Annotated in this window: 21 protein-coding genes; 19 read left to right on the top strand and 2 right to left on the bottom strand. The window is 70.8% G+C overall.

Annotated elements, in window-relative coordinates; all coding sequences use genetic code 11:
* Positions 1–506: 506 nt before the first annotated feature.
* Both P8A18_RS33975 and P8A18_RS33970 read left to right on the top strand, forming a co-directional pair.
* Entirely contained in the window at positions 507–2051 is a 1545-nt protein-coding gene (locus P8A18_RS33975; protein WP_306061638.1) for a DNA primase family protein, read from the top strand.
* 142 nt (positions 2052–2193) lie between these two features.
* Entirely contained in the window at positions 2194–2583 is a 390-nt protein-coding gene (locus P8A18_RS33970) for a DUF6009 family protein (RefSeq protein WP_018554470.1), read from the top strand.
* A gap of 45 nt (positions 2584–2628) precedes the next feature.
* On the opposite strand, the gene P8A18_RS33965 is transcribed toward P8A18_RS33970, so the two are convergent.
* On the bottom strand, positions 2629–3540 hold the full coding sequence (locus P8A18_RS33965) for a ScbA/BarX family gamma-butyrolactone biosynthesis protein (protein WP_306061636.1): 912 nt from the start codon (positions 3538–3540) through the stop codon (positions 2629–2631).
* A gap of 359 nt (positions 3541–3899) precedes the next feature.
* Between P8A18_RS33965 and P8A18_RS33960 the strand changes: the two genes are divergently transcribed.
* From P8A18_RS33960 to P8A18_RS33895, 14 genes are all read left to right on the top strand, one after another.
* Positions 3900–4631, top strand: coding sequence for an HAD family phosphatase (locus tag P8A18_RS33960; protein WP_306061634.1), 732 nt, complete (start codon positions 3900–3902; stop codon positions 4629–4631).
* Positions 4628–5398, top strand: a complete 771-nt coding sequence (locus P8A18_RS33955; protein ID WP_306061632.1) for an SDR family NAD(P)-dependent oxidoreductase — start codon at positions 4628–4630, stop codon at positions 5396–5398. The genes P8A18_RS33960 and P8A18_RS33955 overlap by 4 nt, the downstream gene beginning before the upstream one ends.
* Positions 5399–5511: 113 nt before the next feature.
* On the top strand, positions 5512–6177 hold the full coding sequence (locus tag P8A18_RS33950) for a ScbR family autoregulator-binding transcription factor (protein ID WP_306061630.1): 666 nt from the start codon (positions 5512–5514) through the stop codon (positions 6175–6177).
* Between the two features lie 304 nt (positions 6178–6481).
* On the top strand, positions 6482–7123 hold the full coding sequence (locus tag P8A18_RS33945) for a ScbR family autoregulator-binding transcription factor (RefSeq protein ID WP_306061628.1): 642 nt from the start codon (positions 6482–6484) through the stop codon (positions 7121–7123).
* Between the two features lie 96 nt (positions 7124–7219).
* Positions 7220–8182, top strand: coding sequence for an SRPBCC family protein (locus P8A18_RS33940; RefSeq protein WP_306061626.1), 963 nt, complete (start codon positions 7220–7222; stop codon positions 8180–8182).
* Between the two features lie 43 nt (positions 8183–8225).
* Entirely contained in the window at positions 8226–9548 is a 1323-nt protein-coding gene (locus P8A18_RS33935; RefSeq protein ID WP_306061624.1) for a hypothetical protein, read from the top strand.
* Complete coding sequence (locus tag P8A18_RS33930; RefSeq protein WP_306061621.1) at positions 9545–10357, top strand: 4'-phosphopantetheinyl transferase family protein; 813 nt, start codon at positions 9545–9547, stop codon at positions 10355–10357. The genes P8A18_RS33935 and P8A18_RS33930 overlap by 4 nt, the downstream gene beginning before the upstream one ends.
* Positions 10354–12390 carry a condensation domain-containing protein gene (locus tag P8A18_RS33925; protein ID WP_306061619.1) on the top strand — a complete coding sequence of 679 codons (2037 nt, stop codon included), beginning with the start codon at positions 10354–10356 and terminating at the stop codon, positions 12388–12390. The genes P8A18_RS33930 and P8A18_RS33925 overlap by 4 nt, the downstream gene beginning before the upstream one ends.
* 141 nt (positions 12391–12531) lie before the next feature.
* Positions 12532–12744: an acyl-CoA carboxylase subunit epsilon gene (locus tag P8A18_RS33920; protein ID WP_306061617.1), complete on the top strand. Its 213-nt coding sequence runs from the start codon at positions 12532–12534 to the stop codon at positions 12742–12744.
* A 35-nt stretch (positions 12745–12779) separates the two neighbouring features.
* Positions 12780–14372, top strand: a complete 1593-nt coding sequence (locus tag P8A18_RS33915; RefSeq protein ID WP_306061615.1) for an acyl-CoA carboxylase subunit beta — start codon at positions 12780–12782, stop codon at positions 14370–14372.
* 136 nt (positions 14373–14508) lie between these two features.
* The gene (locus P8A18_RS33910) at positions 14509–15354 is read left to right on the top strand and encodes an AfsR/SARP family transcriptional regulator (protein ID WP_078622687.1); all 846 of its coding nucleotides are present in this window, start codon (positions 14509–14511) and stop codon (positions 15352–15354) included.
* 216 nt (positions 15355–15570) lie between these two features.
* On the top strand, positions 15571–16392 hold the full coding sequence (locus P8A18_RS33905; RefSeq protein WP_018555420.1) for an AfsR/SARP family transcriptional regulator: 822 nt from the start codon (positions 15571–15573) through the stop codon (positions 16390–16392).
* Between the two features lie 162 nt (positions 16393–16554).
* On the top strand, positions 16555–17400 hold the full coding sequence (locus P8A18_RS33900) for a metallophosphoesterase family protein (RefSeq protein ID WP_306061612.1): 846 nt from the start codon (positions 16555–16557) through the stop codon (positions 17398–17400).
* 356 nt (positions 17401–17756) lie between these two features.
* The gene (locus P8A18_RS33895; RefSeq protein ID WP_306061610.1) at positions 17757–19010 is read left to right on the top strand and encodes a helix-turn-helix domain-containing protein; all 1254 of its coding nucleotides are present in this window, start codon (positions 17757–17759) and stop codon (positions 19008–19010) included.
* Positions 19011–19137: 127 nt separating this feature from the next.
* Here the strand turns inward: P8A18_RS33895 and P8A18_RS33890 are convergent, their stop codons facing one another.
* Positions 19138–19371, bottom strand: coding sequence for a hypothetical protein (locus P8A18_RS33890; protein WP_306061608.1), 234 nt, complete (start codon positions 19369–19371; stop codon positions 19138–19140).
* 347 nt (positions 19372–19718) lie between these two features.
* Between P8A18_RS33890 and P8A18_RS33885 the strand changes: the two genes are divergently transcribed.
* The 3 genes from P8A18_RS33885 to P8A18_RS33875 all read left to right on the top strand — a co-directional run bounded on the left by P8A18_RS33885 (position 19719) and on the right by P8A18_RS33875 (position 23398).
* Positions 19719–20891: an aminotransferase class V-fold PLP-dependent enzyme gene (locus tag P8A18_RS33885; protein WP_306061606.1), complete on the top strand. Its 1173-nt coding sequence runs from the start codon at positions 19719–19721 to the stop codon at positions 20889–20891.
* A 245-nt stretch (positions 20892–21136) separates the two neighbouring features.
* Positions 21137–22345: a methionine adenosyltransferase gene (metK, locus tag P8A18_RS33880; RefSeq protein ID WP_306061604.1), complete on the top strand. Its 1209-nt coding sequence runs from the start codon at positions 21137–21139 to the stop codon at positions 22343–22345.
* Between the two features lie 69 nt (positions 22346–22414).
* Entirely contained in the window at positions 22415–23398 is a 984-nt protein-coding gene (locus P8A18_RS33875; RefSeq protein ID WP_306061602.1) for a carbohydrate kinase family protein, read from the top strand.
* Positions 23399–23440 lie beyond the last annotated feature (42 nt).

The following is a 23440-nucleotide window of genomic DNA, read 5'->3' as shown; positions in this document are numbered from 1 at the left end:
TTATCAGCTACTCAAGAATATGGGAACACGTGTACGCGCGCGTACGACGTCTGATTCTCTATGCTGGGGATAACTACACGGTTCAGCCCCGTCAGACCCGTTGTTTTGCAGGCCAATGCTTTGACCTGCGGTTTTGTGTGCGGGGCTGAACGGGACCGAACGGGATCGAGCCCGCACGGGACTGAACCAGCCCCGGAGCCGGCCGCCCGGCCAGGGGTGCTACGGGACTGACGGGACTCAGTTTTCCCGACACGTGAGTCTTCCTCGGTTGCGGCCACCGAAGGTGGGCTACGCTCTGCTCGGCTAACTCAAAAGCTCAGTCCCTTCAGTCCCGTAGTCCCGTGGTTTTGCCGGCGCAGGCCTCATGGAGGCGCGCGGAACTACGGCCCGCACACGAAAAGCCCGACAAAGGACCCGAAGTTGCTCGACCAGGCCTCGACCTTCCCGCCGGTCCCCGCCGGGCGGTCCGTCGGCGCGCAGCGCCCGGACCCCGCGCGAGGACGCTCATGAGCGCCGAGCCCGTGCGCTTCGACGCAGAAGCCGCAGCCAGGCAGATTCATCAGCACAGCCTCGACATCGCTCTCCAGGAGCAGCCGAACCTTCCCGCGCAGCAGAACGAAACACCTCCAGCCCGGCCCACCGGGCTGTTGCCGGGCTCCCTCACCGACCGCGGCAACGCGAAGCTGTTCGCCCGTCTCTACAGGGACCGCTTCCGGTACGTCATCGGCATGGGCTGGCACTCCTGGGACACCTACCGCTGGAAGCTGACCGGTGGCGAGGAGGCCGCCGTCTGGGCGGCCGGCGAGATGGCCGAGCAGTACGCCACCCATGACCCGAGCGGCCGTTTCACGGACCGGCAACTGGCCGGGCACAGCCGCCACTCCGAGTCGACCGCCGGGGTCAAGGCCCTCCTCTTCCAGGCCCAGGCCGCGCCGAGCCTGCGCCTGGACCCGGACGTCCTGGACGGCGACATCTACGCCCTGTGCACCCCGGCCGGCGTGGTGGACCTGCGTACCGGAGAACTGCGCAAGCCCGATCCCCTCACGGACATGCACTCGCGCGCCACCACCGTCGCCCCGCTCAAGATGCCGGTCCCGCGGTGGGACAGCTTTCTGCGGGACACCTTCGGCGGCGACGACAAGGGCCTGGAGACCACACGCTTTCTGCACCTGCTGCTCGGCTACTCCGTCACCGGGGACGTCGGCGCGCAGGTCCTGCCGTTCCTGTACGGCTCCGGAGCCAACGGCAAGTCCGTGCTCCTGGAGGTCATGACGCAGATCCTCGGCGACTACGCGAACGCCGCACCGCCCGGATTCCTCATGGAGAAGGGCAAGTTCACCGAGCACTCCACCGAGCTGACCGAGCTGCACGGGCGCCGCATCGTCGTCTGCTCCGAACTCAAGCCCAACGACAAGTTCAACGAGGCCCGGGTCAAGCTGCTCACCGGAGGCGACACCATCACCGCCCGGCGCATGCGGCAGAACTTCTTCACCTTCACCCCGACCCACAAGCTCTGGCTGCTCGGCAACCACCGCCCCGAGGTCGGCACCGGCGGCCACGCGTTCTGGCGCCGGATGCGCATCATTCCCTTCGAGCGGCGTGTTCCCGACGAGCGCAAGATCGACAACCTGGCCGCCGAGCTCGTCGCCGACGAGGGTCCCGGCATCCTGCAGTGGCTCATCGAGGGCGCCCAGCGCTATCTGGCCACCCGGGACTCGCTGGCGGGACCCGCCTCCGTGCGGGTCGCCACGGCCGCGTACGAGACCACCGAGGACCACGTCGGACGGTTCGTCACCGAACGCTGTACCAAGGGCGAGGGCGAAGGACCCAACCCCGACCTCCGCGTCGAACAGAAGCTGCTGTACGAGACGTACTGCCGCTGGTGCTCGGACGAAGGCATCCGCGCCTCCACACCGCGTGCCTTCGCCAGCCGCATCCGTCAGGAACTCGGTCTGGCGTCACCTGCGGAAATGATCAAGAATAATGCGACGAAGCTCTATCCGGGCATCGCGCTGCTCCCGGAGTGCGCGGTCGAGGGGGGCGCACGATGACCGACTGCGCCCTGCCCGCGATTCTCGGGCACCCGTACGATGGAGGCGGACGTTCCGGACGGCGCACCGCCGTTTGGGGCACCAGCCCCGCGAACGACACACCACCAGGCCGACCCGCGGCCGCCCACACGCAGGAGGGCCGATGAGCGCACTGCCCCAGGAAGGCGATGTCGCCCAGGAGGTCGAGATCGTGTGGCTGGAGGACCCGATGGGCCTCGACTACGTCCGACAGGCCCTGGACAAGGTCAACACCCGTAAGGGCAAGCCCCGGTACGAGCGCGACGGCCGTCTCATCGGCTACTCCAACCTCGCGCCGAAGGCACCCCGGAGCCTGGGCAGCGGCCTGTTCGCCCGCCGTACGTTCTACCTTCTGCCGCACGACCGCCCCAACCGGCCCGACGACCCCGAGTGCCCGTACAAGGTCGGCTCGCCGCTCGAAGCGGTCGACCCGCGCACGGTCGCGCCGGGCGAGGTCGGGGAGAAGACCAACCGTTCGCAGGGCACCGCGGAGACGGTTCCGGCCCGTTCCTGAACCGGCCTACGACGCGGCGGGGGCCCGGCCCGGCGGGCAGCCCGGTCACCGAGGCCGCACGGGGCCCGTCAGGGTCGAGGTGAAGACGGCCTCGCCGTCCTGCCGGCCCACGACTTCCACAGTCATCAGCTCGTTGTGCTCCGCCGAGATCCGGGTCACCTCGACCCAGCAGGGGCGGTCGAGCTCGGCGTAGCGGTGGAAGACCGTGGCCGCGCTCGCGGGGGACATCACCTGGGGCGCGACCAGGGTGCACGCCGCCTGACGCGCCGCTTCGAGCAACACCATGCCGGGCAGATGGTCACCGGAGTGGTCGAAGAAGATCGGGTGGTTCAGATCCGGGGTCAGCAGCCAGCGCGATGAATCGTCGGTCGGGGTGAGCGCCACGTCGGCCGCGGAGTGACGGCCCACGGCGGCCGGCGCCATGGGGGCACGGTCCGGCCCGGTCCACGGCACCGCGGAGTCGTCGCGCTGCGGACGGCCCGCGCGCAGACGGTTGTAGACGCGCGGGGCGATGGCGGAGAAGTGCGACGTTCCGTGCGCGACGAGGGCGCCGTCCCGGTGGATGGTGAACTCCATGTGGAACTGGCTGACGGTGCGCCCGCTGTAGGCGCTGTCCGCACATCTCACGTCCAGCACGAAGTCGGTCGGGCGGGGGCCTATGTTCAGATTTTCCAGATACGTCGTGTAATTGAGGTTCCACATCACGAAGTGGTGGCCGAGCGGTATGCCCATTTCGGCGTGCGCCAGGAACATACCGGCCTGGCGGAATGTCTCGGCCACTTGGAGCGGGTCGTGGCTGCGTCCGTCCAGGCTGTTGAAAAGCGTGTGAGCGCGCGGCCACTGCCCGGTCAGCGTGAAGCACAGCCCTTCCTGGTCGGTGCAGCCGGTGAGGAACACCTCGGCCAGGGAGGCGCGGTGTACGTACTCCTTGGGAACTGTCGTAGTGAGCTTGGGCATATCGGGCAGTTCGGTATTGCTACTCGCAATGGACAGAGCCATGGGGACCCCCGTCTTGAACGTGCGGTGCGGTCAGCGACGACGCCTATAAGATACGGACCTACCGGTTTTCTTAACGTGAGACCGAAAGTAAAATCTTTGCAAAGTGCGGCCTGTTTAGTTGAGTCCGTCATTCCGCTTTACGGGCCGTTCACAGTGCCAAATCGGGGCGAAAAGTAGGGAGAACCGGACTTAAGGGGTGTGCGTCGCTCCGTCGGGGCATGGAAATGCGACAACACAGAAACCGGTTGTGTGCGATGTTTTCCCGCGGGGTACCCAGGGTGAACGTCAGGCCGTCAGACAGACAGGGAGTTCGCTGGATGAACGCACCACTCTGTACGCTCCGCCTCGCCGCGGTCAACATCGACGGAGTCCTGCTCAACGACACGTTCAGCCCGGTCCTGCACCAGCTCGTGGTCGAGTGGGGCGGTACCTACACCGCCGAGCTGGAGCAGCGCCTGCTGTCGCAGTCGCAGAGCGCGGCGGCGCGGGCCATGGCCGGGGCCACCGGCACGGACGCGAGCGAACAGGAAGTGCTCCGGGCCTACTTCGCGGCCCGCGAGCGCTATGTGCGCGAGCATCCGGTGCGACCCGTCGACGGCGCCGTGCCGCTGCTGAAGCGGTTACGGGCACTGGGCCTGGACCTCGTCTGCTACGGCGGCCTGGGGGCGGACCACTTCGAACGCCATCTGGGCGAGAGCGCCTCGTGGTTCACCGCCCCCGGGTACATCTGCACCAACGACTTCAGACCCGGGATCCGTGAGATCGCCGAGGACTGCTTCGGTCTCCGCCGCGAGCAGGTGCTCTTCATCGATGACGCGGCCTCGTTCGCGGTCCGGGCCCGCGAGCTGGACGTCCCCTTCATCGGCCACCCCAGCTCCTTCGAGCACGGCTTCCAGCCGGCCCTGATGCGTGCGGCCGGCACCCGGCACATGGTCGGCTCGCCGGACGAGATCGACGAGGCCCTGGTGCGCAGGCTCGACCGGGAGGCCGGGGAGGGCACCGTCTGGCAGGACGCGGCACGGCCGCGGGGCGCGGAGGTGTGCATATGAAGGGCACCGCTCCGATCCTGGAGGGAAAGATCGCGATCGTCCATGGCGCCAGCAGTGGTATCGGGGCCGCCGCGGGGCGGGTGTTCGCCCGGCACGGCGCTGTCGTCGTGCTGACGGCCCGTCGGGAGGACCGGCTGCGCGAACTCGCGGACGAACTTCGCGGCACGGGCGCCGAGGTGACCCACCAGGTCCTGGACGTGCGTGACGGGGAGGCCGTGCGGCGCGTGGTGGAGAACACCGTGGAGCGGCACGGACGGCTGGACGTGGCCTTCAACAACGCGGGCGTCGGCCTCCCGAGGACCCCGATGCACCTCATCGGAGACGATGTGTACGAACATGTCGTCGGTACGAACGTGACGGGGGTGTGGAACTGCATGCGCCACGAGATCGCGGCCATGCTGGAGGGCAAGGGCGGGGCGATCGTCAACACCAGTAGTGTCGGCGGGCTGGTCGCCTCCGGCACCGGGGCCCCCTACATCGCGTCCAAGCACGCGGTGATCGGGCTGACCAAGGCGGCCGCCGTCGAGTACGCGGCGCAGGGCATCCGCGTCAACGCGATCGCTCCGGGGCTGACCCGCTCCGAGATGACCGCCGAATGGTTCGCGAACTCACCGGAGACCGAGGCGCGGGCCCACCGGTCCGCACCGCAGAAGCGGGCCGCGGAGCCGGAAGAGGTGGCGGAGACGGCCGCCTGGCTGTGCAGTGACCTGGCGAGCTTCGTGACGGGCGTGACGGTGCCGGTGGACGGAGGCCGGACCGCCTGGTAACCCCCGGAACATGGCACCGCTCCCCCTGAAGTACCCCCAGGGGGAGCGGCTTACAGGGCTGGAAACGGGTAAGGTACCTCCCGTTCGGTTTTGTTCGCCATCGGAGGAGGGGCATGGCACGGCAAGAGCGTGCGATACGTACCCGCCGCGCTGTTATAGAGGGCGCCGCCGGGGTGTTCGCCGAACGGGGTTACGCAGCGGCCACCATGGCCGAGATCCTTGAGCGTGCCGGTGTGACCAAGGGCGCTCTCTACTTCCACTTCGACTCCAAGGAAGCCCTGGCGCGCGGCGTCATAGACGCGCAGGTCGACCCCGCGCGGTGGGCGCCGCGTGATCTGAGACTGCAGGAGTGGGTCGACGTCGGGATGACGCTGGCCCACCGGATTCCTCGCGATGTCATCCTGCTCGCCGGTATCCGCCTCTCGGCCGACATGCAGGGCCGCGCCCGGTTCGGCAGCGCGTGGCCCGCCTGGTCCGGCCTGATCGCCAAGCTTGTCACCGAGGCGAAGGAACGCGGCGAGGCGCTGCCGCACGTGAACCCCGAGGAGACCGCGCAGTGTTTCGTCGGCGCGTGGATCGGGACGCAGACGATGTCCGAGGTGGAGTCCGGCTGGAAGGATCTCCACCAGCGCATCTCCGTGCTGTACAACCACGTACTGCCCGCCATCGCCACTCCTGCGGCGCTGATCAGACTGGACACCGCGCCGGACCGCGGTGCCCGGGTCCTGGCCGAGCTCGACGAAGAGACCGACAGGCCGTTCGTGTCCGCCGGCACGTAGCAGGCGGACCGCACTCGAGAATCCCTCGATTCCGGCTGCTGCCGACCGCACCGTGATCCGGTGCGGTCGGCAGCGGTATCAGCGGGAAACAGTGGACCGCACGGCGACCGCATGTGCGTGTACCTGCTCTTCCTTGCCATTCCGCCGCTGCGCGCGCGTCCGTGACCTGTGACGGACGTGTCAGACCTTCATAAACCAACCAGGCATGCGGTTTGCTATTGTTTTCGAGTCAGGACACCGCTGTCCGCGGAGACCGGAGTGGGGGACTCGGCGCGCCGCTCGGGGCGGGAATGAGGAGGAACCCATGGTCCAGCAGGAGCGGGCGGCCCGCACCCGGCGTGCTCTCATCATCGCGGCCGCGGAGGTCTTCGCCGACGACGGGTACGCCCTGGCCTCGCTTCCTGCCATCAGCAAGCGGGCCGGTGTGAGCACCGGTGCCCTCCACTTCCACTTCTCGAGCAAGGACGCGCTGGCTGCCGCGGTCGAGAACACCGCGGAACTCGGCCTGCGGAACCTGGTCAACGAGTGCCACGAGTCCTCGGGCACCTTGCTCCAGTGCCTGGCGTGCACCGTGACGCGCCTGCTCGAAGCCGTCAGCGAGGACCCCGTGACCCGGGCGGGCCTCCGGCTGGGCGGCGATCCTTCCCGGAAGAGCGGAGGCGGAGTCGTCGTCTGGTGGTACGAGTGGGTCAGCGATCTGCTGGCACGGGCGAGAGAGACCGGCGAACTCCCGGACGAGGTCTCCCCGGAGGGCGCGGCCACCGTCATCTCCGCGGCCGTCGCGGGTGTGGTGCTGCTCGGCGGCACCCGTGATCCGGAGCAGCCGCCGTACGCACACATGGTCCCGTTCCGTGAATTCCTCCTGTCCTGGCTGTCCGCCCCGCCGCCGGACGGGCACCCCGGGCCGGGCTCCGGGCTGCGGGCGGGGACGGCCGCCTCCGGCTGACGGGCGGCAGGGTCCTGCCCGCCTCAAGTCGTACTCCAGCCGCGCGCCGCATCCTTGGTCCGCTGATCCGGGCCGTTGGAGAGGGGGCCAGCAGGGATGTCCTCGCACCAGGCACATGTGGCCGAATACGCGATCTCGGTGGCGGCTCCCGTCGGCGTGGTCTACGGCCTGCTCGCGGACCCGCTCCGATGGCCCGTGCTGTTTCCGTCGTACATCCATACGGAGCGCATAGACGGTGACGGCTCCCGTGAACTGCTGCACCTGTGGGACATGACGAGCGACGGCCTGCGCGCCCTGCATGTGCGCCGGCGCCTGCACCCGCATGCCAGAACCATCGAGACCGAGCGGATCGATCCCGTGACGCAGCGGGTCATCGGGTGCGGCGTATGGCGGGTGACGTCCGACGCCAACGGCGGCAGTGTGCTGAGCCTGCGAAGGGAACTGGGCGTATCTCCCTTCCCGCTGCCCTGGGCCGACGCGGCCGCGCAGGATCTCGATACGGAGGTCAGGGCCCGGCTGGACGAGGTCAAGGCGGTGGCCGAGCGCTGGGAGCGGCTGGACGAACTGCTGCTCGCCTTCTCGGACAGCGTCCGCACCACCGGGCCGCCGGAACTGGTCTACGACTTTCTCCAACGCGTCGAGGACTGGCCCGACCTCGTGCCGCACATCGAGTGGACCGAAGTCAGCACGGACGCCCCGGGCGTGCAGATCGTCGACATCGACAGCACTGCCTGGGACGGCGGCGACACCGTCACATCGGGCGCCGTCCGGCTCTGTTTCCCGGCCGCCGGATGCATCGTCCACAAGGACGTGGTGGCGCCCCAGATCCTCGCGGGGCACACCGTCCGGTGGACCCTGCTGCCGGACAGTACGGGTCTCACGGTGGTCTGTACGCACTGGGTGATGCTCAGGGAAGAGGCCCTCGCCTCGTTCCTCGGCGCCGAAGCCACCCTCACCGACGCGCGCCACGAGGTGCGTACGGGGCTGGGGGAGGCCTCCGCCGAGATCCTCGGGCTGGCCAAGTGGCATGCGGAGAGCGCCCTGCGCCACGTGGGGTGACCGACCGCACCGGCAGGACCGACGAGGAGGAAGGCCGATGGGTGTGAGCGGGCAGGGATCGCTCCTGCGGGACGAGCGGGCGGTCGCGCCGGCCGTCGTGCCGCCCTTCCACGCGGCGGCGGCGCTGCCGGCCGCCGCGATCCAGCGCGCCTGGCGGCTTGAGGCGTTGCTCGGGGACCCGCGCGACCGGGCCAATCCGTACGGCCACCACGCCTTGGCCCACCAGGGCGGACGGCGGCTGCTGTCCGCGCTCGCCGGCATCGTCGAAGCGGAGATCCGCCCGGCCGGCAAGGGCGGGCACTTCACCGGTGGCGATGTGATGGCCGCGGCCCTGCGCCCGCTGTTCCGCCGCGACCTGGAGCACGGTCACGCCGCCGTCACCACGGTCCTGTCCGCCGAAGGGCCCGACGGGCCGCTGCCGGACCGGAGCGTGGAACTGGCCCGGCTGCTCGGGCCCGTGGCACTGGCCGCCGCGGCCGGAACCGCGCTGCGTGCGGCGGTGCGCGCCGTCGCCGAAGGGGAGCGGCGGACACCGGGGCTCTCGCGCTGGCGTGCCTCGCTCGCCCGGAGCTTCGCCGACCTGCTCGCGTGCGAGAGCCTGACGGCCGTGGCGCTGCGGTCACTGAGCCGTTCGCCCGGTACGGGACGGGCGTTGCGCGCGGCGGCGGGCTGTGTCGTGCCCGCCCTGGCCGCCGAGATCCTGGACGAGGCCGTGCTCACCCTGGGCGAGTGCGGCCATGGGCCCGACAGCCCCGCGCTGCGGTGGTGCCTGCGGACGGCGGCCGGGGTGTCCCGGGTGCGCGAGGCGAGCGGGACGGCCGATTGCAGGGCCCAGCTGATCCGCGCGCTGCCGTCGTCGGCGGGCCCCGGTGGCGGCCGCGCCGCGAACCGCCCCGGCACGGTGCGGGGGGACGCGGTGGCCGGCGGCGAGGTGCCGCCCGTGGACTGGGAGGCAGAGCTGCATGGTGTCCTCGACGCCGCGGCGGCCCGTGGCGGCCCCGGCGCGGCCGGAGCGGCTTCCGGGCAGGTCCGGGCGGCGCGGCGGCTGCTCGCCGAGCGCAGACTGCTGACCGGGCCAGAGCGGGGAGTGCCCGGGGCGGGCGCGGCCGCGGCCGAGCGGTACGCCCAACTCCTCATGGTCTGCGTGGTGCTGGCGGTCGGCCGGGACGCGGCCGCGTACGGCGGCAGCCGCTTCCTCGCCTCCGGGGGCTGGGCGCCGGTCGCGCTCGCCCGTGGCGTCCAGCGTCTCGGCCTGCCACCGGTCGGCCCCTTCGAAGCGGCGCAGGCGGGTGTCGAGGCGGAGCTGGCCCGGCGCGACCGGCTGAGTGCCGACACCGACCTCCATGCCACCAGGATTCTGTGGTGACCGCCGCCGCCGGGGGTGGGGCGCCGGTGTACGTGAACTGCCCCGACGGCCCCTGGGACGTAGTGCAGGACCGTTTCAGCAGTGCGGGGCGCGTGGTCGTGCACACCACGTGGGGGGTGTGGGCGCCGGCCGCGCTGCTCGACCCCGAGCTGCGCCGGATGCTGGGCCGGGACTGGCCCCGTTACCGGCAGTTCCCCGGTACCGGGCAGCGGCTCGGGTTCGCCGCCTCGCGCTATGTCATGAAGTACACCGTGGCCGCGGCGCTGGAGGTTCCCGTCCAGGCCATCGACTTCACCTTCCGGCCCGGCGGACGGCCCGGGGTGCGCGGCTGGGACGAGCTCTCGCTGAGCCTGGCGCACACCGACGAACTGCTCGTCGTTGCGGTGAGCGGCACGGGGGCGATCGGCGTGGACATCGAACGGGCCGACCGGTCCATTCCCTTCGATCTGATGGGCGAGGAGATGTGCACTCCCCGCGAGGCCCGCCGGCTGGCCGTGATGCCCGCCGAGCGACAGCGCGCCGAGCTGCTGCGGCTGTGGACCCTGAAGGAGGCGTACACCAAGGCGCTCGGCTACGGCCTGCGCCACAGCTTCTCCCGGGTGGGCTTCGACGAGGACGCCGAAGGGCGCACCAGGCTGGCCGCGCCCGCACCCGACGCCGACGCCTGGACCTTCGACACCCACCGGGTCCAGGACCGGTATCTGGTGAGCGAGGCCCACCGCGGTGCGCCGCCCGTCCGGGCGGCGGACCCGTCCGCGGCCACCGGCACGTCCACCGCCCAGGACGAGGGCGCGCGGGACCGGGGATGAACGGTGGACGCCCGAACCCGGGCGGCGTCCTGTGCGTGACCCATACGGCGTCCGCGACGACGCCGGACGGCTCGCATGTGCTGGAGCTGCACGGGGCGCTGACACAGGCCGAGGCCGACCGGCTGGCGGCCCGGCTCGTCGAGCGCCATCACGCCTTCTCCGTCCTGTTCACGAGCCGGACCGACAGCCACCACACGCTGACGCTCGTCCCGCGTGACACCGCCCGTGGCCGGACGCCGCTGTCGCCCGAACTGCTCGCCGATGTCCTGCTGCTGCCGGGGGGCGCGCGGACCGTGCCGCTTTCGGGCACCCAGAGCGCACGGGTGCGGGCCGCCGTCCGCGCGCCGGACGATCCGGGCCGACACATCGAGCAGGTGGCCCTGCGCTGGACGGGCCCGCTGGACCCGCACCGCTTCGTGGCGGCCTGGCAGTCGGTGGCGGCCCGTGAGGTGGTGCTGCGCAGCGCGTTCGACTGGGTGGCAACCCCCCGGCTGGTGCTGCACGACCACGCGGACATCGAGGTCGCCCACCGCTCCCGTACGGCGTTCCGGTCCTGGAACGAGCTGCTGGCGGACGACCGGGCCCAGGGCTTCCCGCTGAACCGGGCGGGGCTGCTGCGGCTGACGCTGTTCGAGGACGCCCCGCCCGAAGCCGACGGGTCCGGACCGTCCACCCGCGTCCTGCTGACGTACCACCGGGCGCTGCTGGACGAGCGTGCCGTGCACGTCCTCCTGCGGGCCTTCTACCGCGCCTATCTGGCGGGCGGGGCGCTGCCCGGAGGGGAACGGCGCCCCGATGTCCGCGACCACGCCCGCTGGCTGGCCGCGCAGTCCCCGGACGCCGCACGCGCCTACTGGTCCCGGGCTGCCCCGCCGCCGGACGCCGCGGACGGCCCCGGCCGGCCGAGCGGCCCCACGCGGCAGAGCGGGGACGCCCGGATACGGCGCCGGCTCAGCCCCGCGCAGGTGCTGCGGCTGAGGTCCTGGGCGACCGCCCGGGGCGCGGGGGAGTGCAGCGCGCTGCACCTGGTGTGGGCGCTGCTGCTGCACCGGGCCACCGAGTCCCCCGTCCGCCCGGGGCATGTGACCTTCGGTGTGCGTCTTTCGGGGCGGGACGTCGCGTTGTCGGGGGCGGCCGATGTGCCGGGCCTGCTGGGCGGCTGCGCACCGCTGACGGTGACCGTGGACCCGGCGGAGCCGCTGGAGGTGCTGATGCTCCGGTTGCGCGACGCCGGACTGGACATGGCCAACTACCCCTGGGTCAGCGAGGAGTTGCTGAGCCAGTGGACCGGCCGCGAGGTGCGGGCGGCGGACACCACGGTCGATTTCGACAGCAGGCCGCCGATGGTTCCGGCCGTGCGCGCGGAACTGGAGGCCCAGGGCATCCGGGTCGACGTGCCGCGCCTTGTCGGCGGCAGCGGCGCCGCGGTCACGCTCGTGGCGCGCCACGAGCCCGACGGGAGCCTTGGTCTGACCTCGCTGTACGACCGGGCGGTGCTGCGGGACGACGACGCCGCGCTGTTGCTTTCGCAGTGTGTGCGGATGCTGCGTGCGCTGGCGGAGTTCACCGACGCGGGCACCACCGTCGCGCAGCTCGTCCAGGTGCTGGACGGTCTGGACGTGCCGCGTGCGGCGGTGCGGCCGCCCCGGGCGCGGGTGCCCCGGGCGCCGTCCCTGACCACGCTGCGGCGCGGTGAGCCCGGCGCGGACGTCATCTGCCTGATCGCGCAGGAGGGTGTGGTGGCCGGCGCCTACGACCGCTTCGCCCGCCTGCACGAAGGTCCTGAGCGCATTGTCGAACTGCGCTGCCAGGGCCCGCCGCTCGCCCTGCCGTCCGCTCTCGTGGAGGCCGTGCGCGGGGGCGGACTGCTGCTGTGCGGGTGCGGGCCGGGCGCGGTGACGGCGTACGAGATCGCGCGCACCGTCGCGCCCGGCCGGGTCCCGGTCGTGGTGATGGCGGGCACGGGGAGCGCCGAGGCGAGCGCGGACGCCCTCGCGGCCGCTCTGCGGTCGGTGGTGACGGGCCGGACCTAGGGCGTTTCGTTCGGATCGGGCCGGACCCCGCGAGCCCGGCCCGATCCAGACGAAACGCCCTGGAGGTCGGGTGCGTGCGGCCGGATGCCGGCGGGGCGAGAACGCCCGTCGGGCGTATCGAACGAGTCTGAGGAGGCCGTCATGAGGGACCTGGACATCAGCGAGTACGGGGCGGGTGACCTGTTGCGCGTCGAGCGGGGGCGGGCCGACGCCGAGGAGGTGGCGGCGCTCACCGTCCTGCTGCTCGGCCTGCGCGCCCGGGGCCGTCAGCGGGACGGCGAGCGGCTGGAGCCGGAGTGGCCCCGGTGGCCGGAGCCGCGGGCGGCCTACCGGGCGCCCGGCAGCTGGCGGTGACGGACATGGTCTACGTACTGGGGGAAAGGACTGACATGGCTGTGGCGACGGCCTCCGGGCTCACGGAGCAGGGGACGGGAGACGGCGGTGGGCGGGTGGCCGAACTGCACGCGATCCGCGAGCAGGCGCTGCGCGGGCCGAGCGACCGGGCGACGGAAGCGCAGCACGCCAAGGGCAAGCTGACGGCGCGTGAGCGCATTGCCCTGCTGCTGGATGAGGGTTCGTTTCATGAGGTGGAGCAGTTGCGCCGGCATCGGGCGACGGGTTTTGGTCTGGAGGGGAAGAAGCCGTATACCGATGGTGTGATCACCGGGTGGGGCACGGTGGATGGCCGGACGGTGTTCGTGTACGCGCATGATTTCCGGATCTTCGGTGGTGCGCTGGGTGAGGCCCATGCGACGAAGATCCATAAGATCATGGACATGGCGATCTCGGCCGGTGCGCCGCTGGTCTCGCTGAACGACGGTGCGGGTGCCCGTATCCAGGAGGGTGTCTCGGCGCTTGCCGGGTACGGGGGGATCTTCCAGCGCAATACCAGGGCGTCGGGTGTCATTCCGCAGATCAGCGTGATGCTCGGTCCGTGTGCGGGCGGCGCGGCGTACAGTCCGGCCCTGACGGACTTCGTGTTCATGGTCCGTGAGACCTCGCAGATGTTCATCACCGGTCCGGACGTCGTCAAGGCGGTCACGGGCGAGGAGATCACCCAGAACGGCCTCGGCGGGGCCGACGTGCACGCGGAGACCTCGGGCGTCGCGCACTTCGCGTACGACGACGAGGAGACCTGCATCGCCGAGGTCCGCTACCTGCTGTCGTTGCTTCCGCAGAACAACCGTCAGAGCCCGCCCCCGGTGACCACGGACGACCCGGCGGACCGCCGTGGCGAGGGGCTGTACGATCTGGTGCCGGCCGAGGGCAACCGTCCGTACGACATGCACAAGGTGATCGAGGAGCTCGTCGACGACGGGGACTACCTGGAGATCCACGAGCGCTGGGCCCGCAACATCATCTGCGCGCTGGCCCGGATGGACGGCCAGGTCGTCGGGATCGTCGCCAACCAGCCCCAGGCCCTCGCGGGCGTGCTGGACATCGAGGCATCCGAGAAGGCCGCACGCTTCGTACAGATGTGCGATGCCTTCAACATCCCCATCATCACTCTTCTGGACGTCCCCGGCTTCCTGCCCGGCGTCGACCAGGAGCACGGTGGAATCATCCGCCACGGCGCGAAGCTGCTCTACGCCTACTGCAACGCGACGGTGCCCAGGATCTCCCTGATCCTGCGCAAGGCCTACGGCGGCGCCTACATCGTCATGGACAGCCAGTCCATCGGCGCCGACCTCACCTACGCCTGGCCCACCAACGAGATCGCCGTCATGGGCGCCGAAGGCGCCGCCAACGTCATCTTCCGCCGCCAGATCGCCGAGGCCCAGGACCCCGAAGCCATGCGCACCCGCATGGTCAAGGAGTACAAGACCGAGCTGATGCACCCGTACTACGCAGCCGAACGCGGACTCGTGGACGACGTCATCGACCCCGCCGAAACCCGTCGGGTGCTCATCCGCTCCCTGGCGATGCTGTGCTCCAAGCACGCCGACCTGCCATCCCGAAAACACGGCAACCCGCCCCAGTAATACAGGGTCAAACGTCACCCGAAACCCCTTTTGTCTCAAGGGGGTTGGGCGTTACGGGTCGATTGACAAACCGCCTGTGCTGTTTTTTAATGTGAGCCTTGTGCACACAGGACGGGAAGTCAGGGAGGCGAGCTGCGTGGACATAGATGCTCTGGGTGCGCTGGAGGTGCGTGAGAACGGGGTGTCCATCACCCCTACCGCGCCGAAGCCACGTCAGGTTCTCGCTCTGTTGGCTCTGCACGCCGACCAGGTGGTGCCCGTGTCGGTCCTTGTCGAGGAGTTGTGGGGGGACAAGCCGCCGCGCAGCGCCCGCACGACTCTCCAGACCTACGTGCTCCAGGTGCGCGACCTCATCGCTGTGGCCCTCCTCAAGGACCCCGCCGACCGTCCTGCACGCACCTCCAAGGACGTCCTGGTGACCGCCCCCGGCGGTTACATGCTCGTCAGCGGCGACGGGGTCAGCGACGTACGGGAGTTCGACCGGCTCGCCGGCATCGGATACCGCGCCATGGACGCGGGCGACTACCCCAGGGCCGCCGAAACCCTGCGGCAGGCGCTGGAGCTGTGGACCGGATCGCCCTTCTCCGGGGTGCAGACGGGCGGGCAGTTGGGCATGGAGGTCAAGCGGCTGGAGGAGACCCGGCTGTGCGCCCTCGACCAGCGCATCGACGCGGACCTGAGGCTGGGGCGCCACCGCGAACTGCTGGCCGAGCTGACGGTTCTGGTGAGCCGTTACCGCACCCACGAGAACCTGCACGCCCAGTTCATGATCGCGCTGCACCGGTCGGGACGCCGGGGCGAGGCCCTCGGGCTCTACCGGCGGCTGCGCAACACCCTGGTGCACGAACTGGGCATCGAGCCGTCGGCCAGGCTCGCGCGGTTGCACAAGTCCCTGCTGGCGACCCCGGTCGACGACGGGCGCAACCCCCTCAACGGCTCCGTGCTGCCGCTGGGCGGAGCGGGAGCCGTGCCGATCAGCTGACGCAGCGCAATGATTCCGCTACAGGTCGGCTCTTTCCGGCGGAAGAGCCATGGGAAATGAAAGACCGAGAGCTTGCGTAAACCGAATTATTTGAAGTCCGCTACAGAGTCGCTGGAGAAAAACACTCGGTGGGTCCTGACCCGATAGCTTGCTTCCCAGCGCAGCTTTCTGGCCACTCAAGGCCATGGGCGAGCGGACGCCAACGGGGAGGGCGGAATGAGGGTTCAGCTTCTGGGGCCGTTGTCGGCCGAGGTCAACGGCGGGTCGATCGTCCCGACGGCCGGCAAGCCCCGCCAGATCCTGGCGTTGCTTGCGCTTTATCCAAGCCGAGTGGTGCCGGTACCCACGCTGATGGAGGAGATCTGGGCCTCGAATCCGCCGCAGAGTGCACTCACCACCTTGCAGACCTATATTCTCCAGCTGCGCCGAAGACTCGGCACGGCAATGGGTCCGGATTCGCGTGACGGCGTGAAGGATGTGCTGGCCACTCGGCACGGCGGTTACTTACTGCAGATACCGGAATTGAATATAGATGTCCGGGTCTACGAGAAACTGGCGCGTGAGGGGCAGATCGCCTTCGAGGAGGGTGACAACGCACTGGCCGCCGAGCGTCTTCGCTCCGCCCTCGACCTGTGGCGCGGTCAGACGCTCGTGGACGTACGGCTCGGCCCGGTCCTTGAGATAGAGGCCATGCGGCTGGAGGAGAGCCGTCTGGTGGCGGTGGAGCGTCGGATCGACGCGGACCTGAGGATGGGCCGGCACACGGAACTCATCGCCGAACTCATGGAGCTGACCGCCCGTCACCCACGCCACGAGGGGCTTCACTCACAGGTCATGGTCGCCCTCTACCGCTCCGGCCGGCAGAGTTCCGCACTTGATGTGTACCGGCGGCTCCGCACGCGGCTCATCGAGGAACTGGGCGTCGAGCCCTCGCCGCAACTGCAGCGGCTGCACCAGGCGATGCTGGCGGTCGACCCGCTGCTCGATGTGCTGTCGGGACCCCGGCGGACGTCGACGTTCGATCTGTTCGCCGCCTGAGACCGGACGCGCCCCGACCCGGGCCCGTCCCGTCGGGGGAGGACATGGAGGGCCCGGGTCCGGATCGCGCACCGGGCCGGGGTGCCCGGTTCCGTTCATCCTGGGCGACAGTAGTCGTGTACGGCTGGAGCGATACCGGAAACGACGAAAAGGTCACATCATATGCCGCACCGGGAGAATGCGACCCTCTGGGCCGTGAGCGACCTGCACGCCGCGTTCTCGGACAACCGGACGCTCGTGGAGCGGATGCTGCGCCCGGAATCGGACGACGACTGGCTGGTGGTCGCCGGCGACTGCGGCGAGATGGCCCACGACATCGAGTGGGTGCTGAACCTGCTCAGCGGCCGCTATGCCAAAGTGCTCTGGACACCGGGCAATCACGAGCTCTGGACTCCCCGCGAGGACCCGCTCCAGCTGAAGGGCGTGGAGCGCTACGACCACCTCGTGGAGATGTGCCGCGGCCTCGGGGTGGTCACCCCCGAGGACCCGTACCCCGTGTGGACCGGTCCCGGCGGCCCGGTGACGGTGGCACCGCTCTTCCTGCTGTACGACTACAGCTTCCGGGTGCCCGAGGCCGCCGGCAAACAGGAGTCACTGGACCTGGCGTACAAGTCCGGGGTCGTGTGCAGCGACGAGTTCATGCTCCACCCGGACCCGTATCCGACCCGCGACGCCTGGTGCCGGGCCCGGGTGAAGGCGACGGAGGCCCGGCTCGCCGAGGCCGACCCGGCTCTTCCGCTCGTCCTCGTCAACCACTATCCGCTGGTACGGCAGCCGACCGACATCCTGCGCTACCCGGAGTTCGCGCAGTGGTGCGGCACCGAGCTGACGGCCGACTGGCACACCCGCTTCTCCGTGCACACCGTGGTCTACGGGCACCTGCACATCCCGCGCACGACCTGGTACGACGGCGTGCGCTTCGAGGAGGTCTCGGTCGGCTACCCACGGGAGTGGCGTCGTCCGGGCCATCCGGAGGTCGGACCGCGCCGGATCCTGCCCCGGAGCTGACCGACCGCTTCGGCCAGCCGATGTCGTCATCGGACTTCTCCGGCCCCGACGCTGTCACCAGGCACTTCATCAGCGACTCCCCCTGTGAGGACATGCGCTCGGCACGGCTGCTCGACATTCTGCCTCGAAATGCTCGGTATCCACTCGGGGCCCGGTCGAGGGGGACTTGAGCAGCGCCGAAGGGCCGCGTGAGCCCTGCCGGAGACCGGGTCGCGGAGTCTGGCAAACGTTTGCCCGGATGTTGTCAGCGGCCGTAGGCTCGATGTCCGACCGAGGCCCCGGCCCGCCCGTTCGTTCTCCGCGGCCGCTCCTCTCGTGTACGCGTCCCTGACCGCTGCTCTCCGAGGAATTGGTCCATGCTGCGACAGCCCGCATTCGGAAGCCGGTTGAAGAAGATCCGCCTGGCCCGCGGCCTGTCCCAGACGGCCCTGGCCGGCGAAGGCATGTCCACCGGGTACCTCTCCCGGCTGGAATCCGGGGGACGCCAGCCCACCGAGCGCGCGGTGGCCTATCTCGCCGAGCGGCTCGGCCTGCAGCCCTCCGAATTCGAGGAGCCGGCGGCGGGTTCGCTCGCGCACGCGCTCACGCTGGCCACCTCCACCGGCTCCGGCACCGCCATCGACGTCCTGCGCGAGGCGTACGCGGCCGAGAGCCACGAGGCGCCCGCCCTGCGCTGGCAGGCCCTGTGGCTGCTCGCCCAGTCCCACCGGCTGAAGGGCGACCACGTGGGGGAGCGCGCCCACCTGGAGGACCTGGTCCGCCTGGGCGACGAGGTCGCGCTGCCCGAGCTGCGGGTGCGCGGCCTGACCCGGCTGGCCCGCTGCTTACGGTCCGTCGGCGAGATCCAGGCCGCCCTTGTCATGAGTGAGGACGCCCACCGGCTGGCCTGCGAGGCGGACTTGGGCGTCGAGGACCGGGCCGCCGTGCTGCTCGCCCTGGCGTCCGTGGAGACGGAGGCGGGCCGGCTGCCCGACGCGCGCGTCCACGCCGACGAACTGGCGGAGCTGGTCGAAGGGCGCTCGGACACCCTGTGGGCGGAGGCGCTGTGGACGGTGGCCGCCGTACGCGTGCGGCAGGGCGATCACGCGGGGGCGCAGCACATCCTGGAACTGGCGCTGGCCGGATTCTCCAGTGCCGTGGACCTGACCCTGTGGGTCCGGCTGCGGATCGCGGCCGGACGGCTGTATCTGCAGCGGTCTCCGGCCGACCCGGCGGCGGCGGAGCGCCGCATCACCGAGGCGGAAGCAGCCCTGGTGTTCGTCCGCACGGAGGCGCTGGACCAGGAAATGGCGGGCCTCAAGGCGGACTTGGCGTTCGTCACCGGCCGCTACGACGACGCCCGTACGCTGCTGGCCGGGCTGGCCAGGGACGAGCTGATGACGTACCGCGACCGGGTGCGTTTCGATGTCCTGCGCTACCAGCTGAGTGTGCTGGAGGGGGACGAGAGCGGCGTCCAGGGCCTTGGCGCACTGGCCGAAGAGGCGCAGGCCAGCGGGAACATCGACCTGGCCGCCGAGATCTGGCGCATTCTCGCCGAGGCGCTCACCCAGCTGCGTGCCGCGCCCGTGCTGCCGTCGCCCCGCCTCGTCCAGGAGCCGGACAGCGCCTGACCCCCGCCGGTCCCGGCCGGTCCCGGCTGATCTCCGCCGGTCCCCGCTGATTCCGGCTGACCCCTTCTGAACTCCGCTCCGTCCCGCTGTGACGCGGGGCGGGGTGCCGAGTGCTGCCCGCCGCCCGTCACGCGCCGGCCACGGGCCAGCCGATGTCGCCGTTCGGAGCGACGGGCCAGCCGATGTCGCCGGTCGGGGAGTCGGTGGTGGCCGAGGCGGCGGGCCGGCCGATGTCCGCCGCGGAGTCCGTGGTGGACGGGGCGACGGGCCAGCCGATGTCGGCCGCGGAGACGCCTGCCGCGGTGAACAGGGCGGCGGTGAGCGTGGCGGTGACGACCAGTCCGCGGGCGAGACCCTTCATGACTGACTCCTCTGTGACTCGGTTCTGCCGGTGTGTGCAACTCCTTGGCAAGAAGATTGACAACTGTGCCTTGGATTCCGCTCGGGATGTGCTCAAGAATCCCTGGAGCCCGGCAAACCGATAGCTGGAGCGCCCTCCCGGCATTCGCCGTGACCTGTCCCGCTTTCCGCATGTGACCTGCGGAGACAGTCGAATTACGGCTCCGCGGGCAACGGGAGACCTGCTGACTTCCCCTTGATGAGCCGCCCATGACGTGCTGTGCCGGAACGCCCGGACTAGAGCGCTGCTGGAGCGTGGATTGCCAAGTTCTCCATTCTGTAGGCAATGTATTGCCAACCATATTGGCAATGTCTGGCACAGGGGAGGGCCTGGAGATGATCCACCTCAACACGGCAGGTCAGGGCCGTATGCCTGACCCGGTCCGCACGGTCCTCACCGAATGCGTGCGTGTGGAGGACCGCTTCGGGCCTCACGAACTTGAGGAACGGGTCGGCGACCTCGTCCACGGCGAGGTCCACCAGCGGCTCGAACGCCTGCTCAACACCCCCGACGGGCACACCGAACTGTTCACGGGCGGCGCGGCGGGGTTCGACGCGCTTGTGTCCGGTCTCGCGCTCGGCAAACGCGACCGGGTCTGGACCACCCCCTACGAGAGCGCCGCCCACCTCGCCACGCTCCGCTCGGTGCGCGACCGCACCCGCTGCCGGCTCGAGGTCGTCCCGCTGCGCCCCGACGGGGACCTGGACCTCGACTGGATGAGCGCGCACATCGACGACTCCGTGGCGCTGGTCTCGGTGCCCCACGTCCCGGCGAACCGGGGCATCGTCAACCCGGTCGAGGCCATCGGCCGCCTGCTCGCCCCGCACCGCTGCCTGTACGCCGTCGACGCGGCGTACTCACTGGGCCAGCTGCCCGTCGACATCGCGGACATCGGCTGCCACCTGCTGACCGGCGACGGCTGGCGGTTCCTGCGCGGCCCGCGCTCGGTGGGCTTCGCCTACGTGTCGGCGAGGCTGCGCGACGCGCTGTCCCGGGCGGAGGTGGCCGACGAGGCGCCGCGGGCGGCCGCCCTCGCCTCTCCCGTACCGACGACCGCCGCGGTCGCCGCGTTCGCCTCCGTCCTGTCCCACCGCGCCGCACGGCCGGCCCCCTCGTACGAGGGTCTGATCCCCGCGCTGCGCGGGGCCGTCGCCGGGGTGGCGGGCGTCGAACTGCTCGCACCCGGCCGGCACCCTTCGGCGATGCTCGCCTTCCACCACCCGGAGCTGTCCGCCGCGCTCATCCGGCGCGGTCTCGCGGAGCGGGGGGTGGCGGTGCGCAAGACGGTGGCCGACGAGACGCCGCTGCTCGCGCGGCACGCGACCGCCACCACGGCCCTGTGCGTCTCGCTGGACGAGGGCACGACGCAGCAGGACATCGATGACTTCGCCGAGGCCCTGGCCGCGGTGGTGGCCGAGATCAGGCCGCTCCGCGCCGTCCCGAGGACCGACCCCGCTCGCATCGCCCTCGTCGGCAGCTGAGCGTACGCACCCGGCCGGGCCTCCCCGGCCGGGCCTCCCCGGCCGGGCCTCCCCGGCCGGGCCTCCCCGGCCGGGTCGAGCACCCTTCGAACCGTTCTCAAGCGCCGCGGACGACGGTGGGAGGCGCGACCGCCGTGCGCACCTTCGGGTGACCGGCGGCTGCTCCAGTACTCCGAGCTGCCGCGGAACGTGCGGGGTGAGCCCGCGCACGCCCACCGTCCGACCACGCACCCCTCTGGAGAGCCATGTCCCGTCGCCTGTTCACCTCCGAGTCCGTGACCGAGGGCCACCCCGACAAGATCGCTGACCAGATCAGTGACGCCATCCTCGACGAGCTGCTGCGGCAGGACCCGTCCTCGCGCGTAGCCGTCGAGACGCTCATCACCACGGGTCAGGTCCATATCGCCGGCGAGGTGACGACCCGTGCCTACGCCGACGTCCCGACCCTCGTGCGCGAGAAGATCCTGGACATCGGTTACGACTCCTCCGCCAAGGGTTTCGACGGCGCCTCCTGCGGCGTCTCCGTGTCCATCGGGGCCCAGTCCCCGGACATCGCGCAGGGCATCGACACCGCGTACGAGAAGCGGGTCGAGGGCGATGAGGACGAGCTCGACCAGCAGGGCGCCGGCGACCAGGGCCTGATGTTCGGGTACGCCACCAACGAGACCCCGAATCTGATGCCCCTGCCGATCGAGCTGGCCCACCGCCTGTCCCGCCGGCTCACCGAGGTGCGCAAGGACGGCACCGTCCCCTACCTGCGCCCCGACGGCAAGACGCAGGTCACCATTGAGTACGACGGCACCCGTCCGGTCCGCCTGGACACCGTCGTCGTCTCCTCGCAGCACGCCGCCGGCATCGACCTGGACGAACTGCTCGTGCCCGACATCCGCCGGCACGTCGTGGAGGCCGTCCTCGCGCAGCTCGCCGAGGACGACATCAAGCTGGAGACCGACGACTACCGGCTCCTGGTGAACCCGACCGGACGCTTCGAGATCGGCGGCCCGATGGGCGACGCCGGCCTCACCGGCCGCAAGATCATCATCGACACCTACGGCGGCTACGCCCGGCACGGCGGCGGCGCCTTCTCCGGCAAGGACCCGTCGAAGGTGGACCGCTCCGCCGCCTACGCGATGCGCTGGGTGGCCAAGAACGTCGTCGCCGCCGGGCTCGCCGCCCGCTGCGAGGTCCAGGTCGCCTACGCGATCGGCAAGGCCGAGCCGGTCGGCCTGTTCGTGGAGACCTTCGGCACGGGCACGGTGGACCAGGAGCGGATCGAGAAGGCCGTCTCCGAGGTGTTCGACCTGCGTCCGGCGGCGATCATCCGCGACCTCGACCTGCTCCGCCCGATCTACGCCCAGACCGCCGCGTACGGCCACTTCGGCCGGGAGCTGCCGGACTTCGCCTGGGAACGCACCGACCGGGCCGCCGCCCTCAATGCCGCCGCAGGGGCCTGACCGGCCGCTCGGGCCACGTCTTCGCCGCGGCCCGGCTCCGGGCCGCCCGACAGGAGTTCAGGAGTTAATGTGCGTATCGCGGTGACAGGCTCCATCGCCACGGACCATCTGATGGCCTTTCCCGGCCGGTTCGCGGACCAGCTGATCCCCGATCAGCTCGCCCATGTCTCGCTCTCCTTCCTGGTCGACGGGCTCGATGTGCGCCGGGGCGGGGTCGCGGCCAACATCGCCTTCGGTCTGGGCAGCCTCGGCCTGCGTCCGCTGCTGGTCGGGGCCGTGGGCACCGACTTCGCCGAGTACGAGGTCTGGCTCAAGGAGCACGGCGTCGACACCGGAGCCGTGCGGGTCTCCGCCGAGCGGCAGACCGCCCGTTTCATGTGCATCACCGACGAGGACGCCAACCAGATCGCCTCGTTCTACGCCGGTGCCATGGAAGAGGCCCGCGACATCGACCTGTGGCAGCTGGTCGGCGCCTGGGACCGGCCCGACCTGGTCCTGGTCTGCCCGAACGACCCGGCGGCGATGGTCCGGCACACCGCGGAGTGCCGCCAGCTCGGCCTTCCCTTCGCCGCCGACCCCTCCCAGCAGCTCGCCCGCCTCGACGGCGACCAGATACGCGAGCTGGTCTCCGGTGCGCGGTGGCTGCTCACGAACGAGTACGAGGCCGCCCTGCTGCTGGAGCGCACCGGCTGGACCCGCGACGACGTGCTCGAACGCGTCGACACCTGGGTCACCACCCTGGGCGGCGACGGCGCCCGGATCGACAGCGGGAACGAGGCGACGCGTACGGTCGCGGCCGTGCCCGGCACGGAGGTCACCGACCCGACCGGTGGCGGTGACGCGTTCCGCGCCGGCTTCTTCGCGGCCGTGAGCGCGAAGCTGCCGCTGGAGGCGGCGGCCCGGCTCGGCTGTGTGACCGCCGCCTCCGCCCTGGGCGCCGTCGGCTCGCAGGCGTACGGCCTCGACCGCGACGCCCTGCTCGCCACGGTCTCGCGGGCCTACGGGAGCGAGGCCGCCCAGGAGATCGCACCGGCTCTCCACGACATGCCGTGAGCGGTGACGCGGTACCCACCAGACTTTTCAGAACCCGAGGAG

This window comes from Streptomyces sp. Mut1, assembly GCF_030719295.1.
GTDB lineage: Bacteria > Actinomycetota > Actinomycetes > Streptomycetales > Streptomycetaceae > Streptomyces > Streptomyces castrisilvae.
Note: the sequence above shows the minus strand (reverse complement) of the source record. Positions and strands in the feature narration are given on the sequence as shown.

Coding starts and splice junctions, on each gene's coding strand:
- P8A18_RS33975 (WP_306061638.1), top strand. CDS start 507: ATGAGCGCCGAGCCCGTGCGCTTCGACGCAGAAGCCGCAGCCAGGCAG.
- P8A18_RS33920 (WP_306061617.1), top strand. CDS start 12,532: ATGAGGGACCTGGACATCAGCGAGTACGGGGCGGGTGACCTGTTGCGC.
- P8A18_RS33915 (WP_306061615.1), top strand. CDS start 12,780: ATGGCTGTGGCGACGGCCTCCGGGCTCACGGAGCAGGGGACGGGAGAC.
- P8A18_RS33970 (WP_018554470.1), top strand. CDS start 2,194: ATGAGCGCACTGCCCCAGGAAGGCGATGTCGCCCAGGAGGTCGAGATC.
- P8A18_RS33940 (WP_306061626.1), top strand. CDS start 7,220: ATGTCCTCGCACCAGGCACATGTGGCCGAATACGCGATCTCGGTGGCG.
- P8A18_RS33925 (WP_306061619.1), top strand. CDS start 10,354: ATGAACGGTGGACGCCCGAACCCGGGCGGCGTCCTGTGCGTGACCCAT.
- P8A18_RS33890 (WP_306061608.1), bottom strand. CDS start 19,371: ATGAAGGGTCTCGCCCGCGGACTGGTCGTCACCGCCACGCTCACCGCC.
- P8A18_RS33945 (WP_306061628.1), top strand. CDS start 6,482: ATGGTCCAGCAGGAGCGGGCGGCCCGCACCCGGCGTGCTCTCATCATC.
- P8A18_RS33960 (WP_306061634.1), top strand. CDS start 3,900: ATGAACGCACCACTCTGTACGCTCCGCCTCGCCGCGGTCAACATCGAC.
- P8A18_RS33905 (WP_018555420.1), top strand. CDS start 15,571: ATGAGGGTTCAGCTTCTGGGGCCGTTGTCGGCCGAGGTCAACGGCGGG.
- P8A18_RS33965 (WP_306061636.1), bottom strand. CDS start 3,540: ATGCCCAAGCTCACTACGACAGTTCCCAAGGAGTACGTACACCGCGCC.
- P8A18_RS33955 (WP_306061632.1), top strand. CDS start 4,628: ATGAAGGGCACCGCTCCGATCCTGGAGGGAAAGATCGCGATCGTCCAT.
- P8A18_RS33950 (WP_306061630.1), top strand. CDS start 5,512: ATGGCACGGCAAGAGCGTGCGATACGTACCCGCCGCGCTGTTATAGAG.
- P8A18_RS33900 (WP_306061612.1), top strand. CDS start 16,555: ATGCCGCACCGGGAGAATGCGACCCTCTGGGCCGTGAGCGACCTGCAC.
- metK (WP_306061604.1), top strand. CDS start 21,137: ATGTCCCGTCGCCTGTTCACCTCCGAGTCCGTGACCGAGGGCCACCCC.
- P8A18_RS33895 (WP_306061610.1), top strand. CDS start 17,757: ATGCTGCGACAGCCCGCATTCGGAAGCCGGTTGAAGAAGATCCGCCTG.
- P8A18_RS33885 (WP_306061606.1), top strand. CDS start 19,719: ATGTCTGGCACAGGGGAGGGCCTGGAGATGATCCACCTCAACACGGCA.